The sequence below is a fragment of the uncultured Sphingomonas sp. genome (assembly GCF_964237155.1).
In the GTDB taxonomy this organism is placed as follows: domain Bacteria; phylum Pseudomonadota; class Alphaproteobacteria; order Sphingomonadales; family Sphingomonadaceae; genus Sphingomonas.
On the sequence record NZ_CAXSHH010000106.1, the window covers coordinates 1 to 6076 of the forward strand.

General features: G+C 68.4%; 6 protein-coding genes. 5 read left to right on the top strand and 1 reads right to left on the bottom strand.

The features are described from left to right. A partial coding sequence (locus ACFE71_RS14385; RefSeq protein ID WP_375429452.1) for an NAD(P)-binding protein occupies positions 1 to 434 on the bottom strand: 434 nt, incomplete at its 3' end. A gap of 268 nt (positions 435 to 702) precedes the next feature. Here ACFE71_RS14385 and ACFE71_RS14390 point away from each other — a divergent pair. The 5 genes from ACFE71_RS14390 (at position 703) to cobC (ending at position 5933) form a co-directional block, all read left to right on the top strand. Continuing rightward, entirely contained in the window at positions 703 to 1518 is an 816-nt protein-coding gene (locus ACFE71_RS14390) for an SDR family NAD(P)-dependent oxidoreductase (protein WP_375429453.1), read from the top strand. A 507-nt stretch (positions 1519 to 2025) separates the two neighbouring features. Beyond that, positions 2026 to 3336: a glycoside hydrolase family 1 protein gene (locus ACFE71_RS14395; protein ID WP_375429456.1), complete on the top strand. Its 1311-nt coding sequence runs from the start codon at positions 2026 to 2028 to the stop codon at positions 3334 to 3336. Positions 3337 to 3667: 331 nt separating this feature from the next. Then, the gene (gene cobT / locus ACFE71_RS14400; RefSeq protein WP_375402036.1) at positions 3668 to 4669 is read left to right on the top strand and encodes a nicotinate-nucleotide--dimethylbenzimidazole phosphoribosyltransferase; all 1002 of its coding nucleotides are present in this window, start codon (positions 3668 to 3670) and stop codon (positions 4667 to 4669) included. Continuing rightward, positions 4666 to 5430 carry an adenosylcobinamide-GDP ribazoletransferase gene (gene cobS, locus ACFE71_RS14405; RefSeq protein WP_375429454.1) on the top strand — a complete coding sequence of 255 codons (765 nt, stop codon included), beginning with the start codon at positions 4666 to 4668 and terminating at the stop codon, positions 5428 to 5430. The genes cobT and cobS overlap by 4 nt, the downstream gene beginning before the upstream one ends. Next, positions 5421 to 5933, top strand: a complete 513-nt coding sequence (cobC, locus tag ACFE71_RS14410) for an alpha-ribazole phosphatase family protein (protein ID WP_375429455.1) — start codon at positions 5421 to 5423, stop codon at positions 5931 to 5933. The genes cobS and cobC overlap by 10 nt, the downstream gene beginning before the upstream one ends. Positions 5934 to 6076: the final 143 nt, after the last annotated feature.

The following is a 6076-nucleotide window of genomic DNA, read 5'->3' on the forward strand; positions in this document are numbered from 1 at the left end:
CGATAATTGTAATAGCCCGATCCCATATAGAGGAACCGGCACTCGATCACGACGGCGTTTCCCGCGCCGCGCTCGGCGACGATCCGCCAGCGAGCGCGCTCGGTCGACCAGTCGGCGGACACCATGCGGTGGCCGAGCCGAAGGTTGGGCCGCACGCCGAACCTGTCGATCGTCTCGGCGATGTAGCGCTTGATCTGGTCGCCGCCGGCGATCGCCTTCCGATCCGTCCAGGGATGGAAGCTGAAACCGAGCGTGTGCATGTCGCTGTCGGACCGCACGCCGGGATAGCGGAACAGGTCCCAGGTTCCTCCGACATCGTCGCGGGCCTCCAGGACCAGGTAGCGCTGGTCGGAAAGCTCCCTCCCGAGCAGCGCCGCCGCGCTGATCCCCGACAACCCGGCCCCGATGACGACCACGTCGACCTGCTCCACCATCTCTTATCTCCTCGATCGGATCGACTCCGTCATCGGCGCCGCCGCGACGAAGGAATAGGTCCGGTGGCCGGCCGGGTTGAGCTGCCCGACCGGATGATCGGGCATCCTTGGTCGAGAACCCGAGCTTGCCGCTGGCCGGCATCGCTACGGCCGGTAAGATAGGAGTGACGGCGCCGCGTGGGCTCATGTCCGCTCCGGTTTCTCCAAGGTAAGTTCTGATCCTATAGCAATTGTCGTTTGTCAAGTTTTCCAAGACGGACTATGCGGGATGGACATCGCGAAGGGCGGGGATCGAGGCGTGGACGCGGCGGGCAAGACGATCTTCATCACGGGTGCCGCATCGGGCATGGGCGCCGCCACCGCGCGGCGGTTCGCGGCCGAGCGTTGGTTCGTGGGATGCTTCGACATCGACCGGTCCGGGCTCGCGGCGCTCGCCGAGGAACTCGGGGAAGAGCGGGCGATGTTCTTGCCGCTCGATGTCGCCGATCCGATCGCATTCGCGGGCGCGGTCGCCGCGTTCGGCGCGATCACCGATGGCCGCATGGACGTCCTCCACAATAACGCGGGCGTGATCTCGCACGGGCGGTTCCAGGACATGGACTGGGAGACGGTGGAGCGCATAATCGCCGTCAACCTGCTCGGCCCCATGATCGGCGTGCGCAGCGCTCGACTGTTGCTGGAGCGTACCCCGAACTCGCTGTGCTTCTTCACGGGATCGGCCTCCTCGATCTTCGGCGCGGCCGACCTGGCCGCCTATTCGGCCAGCAAGCACGGGCTCAGGGGCTTCGCGGAGGCGATGGCGCTGGAATTGCACCCGCATGGCATCCGGGTCGGGCATGCCGTCACGGGCATCACGGACACGGCCATGCTGCCGCCCGAGCACAGGTCGGCGTTGCCGACCGAAGGCATGTTCAGGTTGATGCAGCCGTCGGTCATGGCCGACACGGTGTGGGCCGCCTACCATGACGAGGTGGAGACGTTGCATCGGTACGTCCCGCCCGAATTGGCGCAATATGAAGCCATCGCGGCGACCCAGCCCTCGGCCGTTCGGGACGACGGACGGGCCCGGCTGTCGGTCCGATGATCGGCTCGAGCGCCGGGAGGTCCCGCCATGTCGTTCGGAGCAAGCCCTATAGCCGCTTGCGGAACACCCGGTACGGTCGAACCATGAAGCCGACCAGAAAGAGCGCAGTCGACGATCGTCCGTATGCGTCGGCTGTCCGCTTGGATCGCCGCTCCGGCGATGGTGGTCCACGGCGCCGCCGACCCGCCGGTCCACATCGATGCAGGTAGGGAGACGACCAGCTGCATTCGGACCGTACGGCTTGTGAAGGTTGCTGGGATGGGTCACGATCTCGTTCCTTTGCTCGTCGGGGCAGTCGCGAACGTCGCTTCGACGTCGTTCTTGGCGCGTCGCGCGTCGTGGAATGCCGAGTGAGAGGATGCTCGATCGCGCGGCCGGCCGATAGGCGGGGCTTGAAGGCATCCTAGCGGCTTACCCCGCAACTGCCACGGCATTGCGGGGAGCGCGACGGACGAACAATGGACGGCGACCAACGATACGGAAGGAACCGATATGTCGAGACGCGAGATGGTGACCGGGGCCGCCCCGACGTTGGCTGGAACCGCAAGCCGGGGTCGTGTCGCCGCGGCGACCGGGTCAGAACCCTCAGCCCGCCGACCACTCCCAGCGAGCTTCCTTTGGGGAACCGCCATCTCTGCGCATCAGAGCGAGGGCAACAACATCCATTCCGACGCGTGGCTGTTGGAGAACCTGCCGAGCACCGTGTTCAAGGATCCGTCAGGCGACGCGTGCGACAGCTACAACCGCTACGAAGAGGACATCTCGCTCGCCGCGGAACTCGGCTTCAATTGCTACCGCATGGGCATCGAGTGGGCGCGGATCGAACCCGAACCGGGACGCTTCTCGCAGGCGGAACTCGACCACTATGTCCGTGTGCTGGAAACATGTCGCAAGCACGGCTTGGCGCCGATCCTGACCTACAGCCATTTCACCGTCCCCTTGTGGTTCGCCCAGCGCGGCGGGTTCGAGGTCGCCGACGGCGCCGATCTGTTCGCCCGTTTCGCCGGCCGGGCGACCGATGCGCTCGGCGACCTGATCGGAATGGCCTCGACCTTCAACGAGGCGAACATTCCGCTTCTGCTGAAGCTGCTCCGCGCGGGGCGCAGCAAGGCCGACGCGGATGCGGTCAAGTCGATGATCGCCGCCGCCGCGCAGGCGACCTCGTCGCCCGAGTTCTCGTCCCTGCTGTTCGCGGATCCCGATCGGACGCAGCCGGTGCTGCTCGACGCGCACGCGAAGGCGCAGGCCGCGATCAAGGCTTCGACCGGTGATTTCCCGGTCGGCGTCACCTTGTCGATGCAGTCGGTGGAAGCGGTCGGGCCGAACAGTCTGGCACCGATCGTCGAAGACGCGATGTATGGCGGCTGGATCGAGGCCGCCAAGGCGAGCGACTTCGTCGGCGTCCAGACCTATACGCGGATCCGGGTCGGCGATCATGGCGCTCTTCCCGCTCCGGAGGGCGCCGAGATGACTGCGGCGGGGTACGAGTACTATCCGCCGGCGCTGGGTGACACGATCAGGCTTGCGGCGCGTCTGATCGGCAAGCCGATCTACGTCACCGAGTCCGGCATCGCGACCGATGACGATGCCCGCCGCATCGCGTTCATCGACGCGACGATCGAAGAAGTGCGCCGGTGCATCGACGAGGGTATCCCGGTCCATAGCTATATGTACTGGTCGCTGCTCGACAATTTCGAATGGACCAAGGGTTACGGTGAGCGTTTCGGCCTGGTCTCGGTGGATCCCAAGACGTTCGCACGCACGCCCAAGCCCAGCGCGGTCCACCTCGGCGAGCGCGCCCGCGCCCACGGATTATAGCGCGGCGGCGGTGGAGTCAGGAAGGCTTTGGGGTCCGAGTGGCGACGGCACGCGTGCGCCCGGCTCCGCCAACCGGCTTTTCTTACGGTTCCGGGCATCTCGCGCGGACGGGATCTTATTGCGCGTCCGTCGCACCGATCGTGGTTTCCGTCTCATCGAACGTGCGCCCGCCGGGTTGATCGGACTTACGCGATGTGAGCCGGGCATTGCCTCTCATCGCAGTTCCCGCCGCGCATCATCGCGAGCGGCTGCAAGTAGGAGGCGTTTCGGTTCCGCGCGCGACCTTCTTGGGATAGGCCGTCGTTCCACGACCAGCACGAGGTTTTCCAAGTTGCCGTTATCGGATGCCCAGATCGCACGCGCACTCGATGCGAAAACGAAACCACCGGGTTCACTTGGGCGGTTGGAGACGCTGGCAGCTCGGATCGCCCGGTTCAAGGACTCGCTCACCCCGACGATCGAGACCGCGACGCTGCTTCTGTTCGCGGCCGATCACGGGATCGCGGCAGGCGGCGTGTCGGCCTACCCGCAGACGGTCACCCGGCAGATGCTCGTGAACTTCCTGGACGGGGGAGCCGCCGCGACCGTCATCGCGCGCTCGGTGGGCGTGGAGGTGCGCATCGTCGATGCGGGCGTCGCGGGCGAGGCGATCGCCCATCCCGCGCTGATCTCGCGCCGCATCGCGGCCGGCACGCGCAATTCGGCGATCGAGCCGGCGATGGGGCAAGCCGAGTGCGACGCCGCGCTGGCGATCGGGCGCGAGCTCGCCGAGGCCGCGCCAGGGGACGCGATCTGCCTGGGCGAGATGGGGATCGGCAACAGCTCGGCGGCGGCGCTGGTCGGGGCGAAGCTGCTCGGCCGGACAGTGGGCGATCTGGTCGGTCCCGGCACCGGGGTCGACGCGGCCGGGCTGGACCGCAAGCGCGCGGTTCTGGCCGGGGCCGCGTCGCGCACCGATCCGCTCCTGCCGTCCGGCGCTGCGCTACGCGAATATGGCGGGTTCGAGATCGTGATGATGGCGGGCGCGGCGATCGGCGCGGCCGCGACCGGGCGGATCGTGATTGTCGACGGCTTCATCGCCACCGCCGCCGCGCTCGCCGCGTCCAAGCTGGAGCCGGCGAGCCGCGACGCCGTGGTCTTCGCGCATCGCTCGGCCGAGCCGGGGCATCGACTGCTGCTCGATCATCTCGGCGCGGAGCCGTTGCTCGATCTCGGCATGCGGCTGGGCGAAGGGACGGGAGCGCTGCTTGCCTGGCCGCTGGTCAAGGCCGCGGCCGCGATGCTGCGCGAGATGGCCACCTTCGAGGACGCGGGCGTGAGCGGACGGAATTGACGTTTCGACCGCGCGAGGAAGCCGCGACCTTCGCCGTCGCCGTCCAGTTCCTGACGCGGCTGCCGGTGCCGGCTGGAGCGTACACGCCCGGGCGGCTGCGCGCCGCGGTCCGTTATTACCCGCTGGTCGGCATTCTGGTCGGCGGCGCGGCGGCGCTGGTCATGCTCGCCGCCGCCGGACCGTTCACGCCGCTGATCGCCATCCTGCTGTCCTGCGCGGCGACGCTGCTCCTGACCGGCGCGTTTCACGAGGACGGGCTTGCCGACACGTTCGACGGCATCGGCGGCGCAGGCCGCGCGCGCGCGCTGGAGATCATGCGCGACAGCCGGATCGGTACCTATGGCGCGCTGGCGCTGTCGATCGTGTTGGCGCTCAAGGTAGCCGCCCTGGCCGCGCTGCCGCCGCCGGGGGTTCCGATCGCGCTGATCGCGGGCCACGGGCTGAGCCGCCTTTCCGCTGTGCTGGTCATCGTCACGAGCCACTACGCGCGCGACGACGGCACGGGCAAGTTCACCGCCGACGGCGTGCCGACCGCAAGCCTGTTCGTCGCGCTGGGCACCGGCGCGCTGATCGCCGCGGCGCTCGCATGGACCATCGGGGGCGCCGGCGTCCTCTTCGCGCTCGCCGGCCTCGCGATCGGCCACGGCGCCGCGCGGCTGGCTTTCGAGCGGCGGCTGGGCGGTTACACCGGCGACTGCCTGGGCGCGGTGCAGCAGGTTAGCGAGGTTGGCGTCTATCTGGGGCTGCTCGCATGGGTCTGATCCTGCTGCGCCACACGCGGCCCGCGGTCGCGGCCGGTGTCTGCTATGGCGCGACCGACTTCGATTGCGCGGATAGCTTCGCGGACGACGCGGCCGCCGCGTCGGCCGACCTGCCACGCGTCGACCGGATCCTGACCAGCCCTTTGCGCCGCTGTCGGCGGCTGGCCCAGTTCGTCGCCGACGCGACCGGCTTGGTGCCACACGTCGACGATCGCTTCGCCGAGATGGACTTCGGCGCGTGGGAGGGCCGCCGTTGGGACGACCTGCCGCGAGACCAGATCGACGGCTGGGCCATCGATTTCCATCATGCCCGCGCGCATGGTGGGGAAAGTGTCGCTATCTTCTCCGCGCGCGTCGCAAAAGCGCTGGCCGACGCTTGCGCGATCGGCGGCACGACGCTGGTCGTCACGCACAATGGCGTGATCCGCGCCGCGCTCGCGCAGGCGGGCCGGGAAGATGCGTGGCGTTTCACGCTGCCCTATGGCGGCCGCATCACCATCTGAACGGGAGCGGGACGGGCATGGACGAAGGCGACGACCACAAGACGCGGATGCGGGCGCTCAAGGCGGAACAGGAAGCCAAGCGCAAGGTGGCGGCCGATCCGGAGCGCGGGCTGGTGCTGGTCCACACCGGCAACGGCAAGGGC